Source organism: Colwellia marinimaniae, assembly GCF_002207865.1.
GTDB lineage: Bacteria > Pseudomonadota > Gammaproteobacteria > Enterobacterales > Alteromonadaceae > Colwellia > Colwellia marinimaniae.
On the sequence record NZ_BDQM01000103.1, the window covers coordinates 1 to 649 of the forward strand.

The 649-nt window shown below is 51.0% G+C and carries 1 protein-coding gene; it reads right to left on the minus strand.

The genetic code is table 11. The annotated features are described in order from the left end of the window. Positions 1-649: thiamine pyrophosphate-dependent enzyme (locus tag MTCD1_RS18355; RefSeq protein ID WP_235013376.1), on the minus strand; the 649-nt coding region annotated here is incomplete at both ends.

A 649-nucleotide genomic window follows, 5' to 3' on the forward strand; every position in this document is an offset into this window, starting at 1 on the left:
GCTCCATCGACATCTGAGCCGGATAGTCTTCATCCCACTCTCTGTTGATGTAGGGTGACCAATCGACCGAATGCAGCGTCATAGGACGCCATTCATCAACCACACAATCACCGTGATCTAAGGCATCACGATAGGCATTGATCATCGCGGTGACTTCATCGGCGGCCAAGGTATTCTCTGCAATCAACTTATCGGCATAGATCTTACGCGGCGTCGGGTGCTTCTTAATCTTGGCATACATCAGCGGTTGAGTCGCACTGGGCTCATCGGCTTCGTTATGGCCATGGCGGCGATAACAAACCAGATCGATAACCACATCTCGCTTAAATTCGTTACGATAATCGACGGCCAGCTGAGAGATGAAGACCACGGCCTCAGGGTCGTCGGCATTCACGTGGAAAATCGGTGCCTGCACCATCTTAGCGATATCGGTACAATACTCAGTTGAGCGTATATCTTCCTGATTCGAGGTGGTGAAACCTACCTGATTATTAATCACGATACGTATGCTGCCACCGACCTTGAAACCGCGAGTCTGAGACATGTTGAATGTCTCCTGGACTATGCCCTGACCCGTGATAGCCGTGTCACCATGAATGGTGATAGGCAAGACTTCGAGGCCATCATCACAGCCACGACGATCCAGACG